The following is a 1,507-nucleotide window of genomic DNA, read 5'->3' on the forward strand; positions in this document are numbered from 1 at the left end:
CCGCCACCCTGGCCACCCCGGCCACGGCCGCCCCCTCCGGCCTCGCCGGGGACTTCAACGGCGACGGATACCGCGACCTGGCGGCCGGCGCCGCCTGCACCGACGTCGGCTCGGCCTCCTGCGCCGGCGCGGTCGTCGTGCTGTACGGCTCGGCGTCCGGGGTCTCGGCCGCCCGCAAGGCCGTCATCACCCAGAACACCGCCGGGGTTCCCGGCACCGCCGAGTCGGGCGACCTGTTCGGCTCCGCCCTGGCCACCGGAGACCTGGACCGGGACGGCTACTCCGACCTCGTCGTCGGCGCCTCCAACGAGAGCATCGGCGACCGGGACGGCATCGGCTCCGGCACCGTTCTGTGGGGCGGCAAGTCGGGTCTGACCAGCGGCAAGGGCCTGCCGCAGCCGTCGACGCTGTCCGAGTTCGGCAACTTCTCCCGGGGCATCGCGACCGGCGACTTCGACGGCGACGGCGACACGGACGTCACGCTCACCGGCCAGAGCCACACCCGCCTCTACCGCGGCCCCTTCACCCGGACCGCGGGCCCGTCGTCCCACTCCGTCGTCGGTGAGGTCGGCACGACGTTCGAGGTCATCGCCGGTGACATGACCGGCGACGGCGCGGCCGAACGCGTCTACCCCTTCAACGTGGACGGCGACACCGGCGGCCAGATCGACTACTTCCGCTGGACCGGCACGACGTACAAGATGGCCGATCTGCCGGACGCCGACGGCTACCCCGGCTCCATCGGCGACATCAACCGCGACGGCTACGGCGACCTCGTCCTCGGCGACCACACGGACCCGTACGACCTCAAGCCCGGCGGCCACAAGGGCGGGCAGATCACCGTCTGGTACGGCGGCCCGAACGGCCCCGACCCGGCGCAGCAGCCGTCCGTCGTCCACCAGGACACCGCGGGCGTGCCCGGCGCGGGCGAGGCCGGGGACGGCTTCGGCAGCGCGGTGAGCACCGGCGACATCAACGGCGACGGGTACGCCGACGTCGTGGTCTCCGCTCCGGGCGAGGACGTCGGCACGGCGAGGGACGCGGGCTCGGTGACCGTGCTGTTCGGCTCCGCCACCGGCCTGAAGACCGGAAGCGGCGTGAAGTCGTACACCCAGAACACCGCCGGGGTGCCCGGCTCCGCCGAGTCCTGGGACCGTTTCGGTTCCGCGGTCGGCCTGACCGACGTGACGAAGGACGGCAGGGCGGACCTGGTGGTCGGCGTCGACGGCGAGAACTCCACCGGCGGCCTGTGGACCCTGCGCGGTTCCGCCTCCGGCCTGACCACGAGCGGCGCCCAGGGCATCACGGCCACCGCCGTCGCCCTGAAGACCGGCACCGGCTTCGGCTCCGTCGTCGCCCAGTGACGCCCCGTCGACTTCTCCCCAGTGAGGCCCGCACTCCCATGCGCACCCGTATCACCGCCGCCGTCCTCGCCGGGTGTGCCGATCAGCAGGTCGGCGTAGCCGTCGGTGTTCAGGTCGGCGGAGGCGAGGGCGGAGCCGAACGC

Annotated in this window: 1 protein-coding gene and 1 pseudogene; one reads left to right on the forward strand and one right to left on the reverse strand. The window is 73.5% G+C overall.

Annotation, left to right across the window (positions count from 1 at the left end):
- The first annotated feature begins 8 nt into the window (after window positions 1-8).
- Window positions 9-1,364, forward strand: a complete 1,356-nt coding sequence (locus C1J00_RS43095; RefSeq protein ID WP_102914201.1) for an FG-GAP repeat protein — start codon at window positions 9-11, stop codon at window positions 1,362-1,364.
- A 53-nt stretch (window positions 1,365-1,417) separates the two neighbouring features.
- Here C1J00_RS43095 and C1J00_RS48500 read toward each other — a convergent pair.
- Window positions 1,418-1,507 (reverse strand): annotated as a pseudogene (locus tag C1J00_RS48500) (FG-GAP repeat protein); the annotation flags it as partial.

This window comes from Streptomyces cahuitamycinicus (assembly GCF_002891435.1).
Classification (GTDB): domain Bacteria; phylum Actinomycetota; class Actinomycetes; order Streptomycetales; family Streptomycetaceae; genus Streptomyces; species Streptomyces cahuitamycinicus.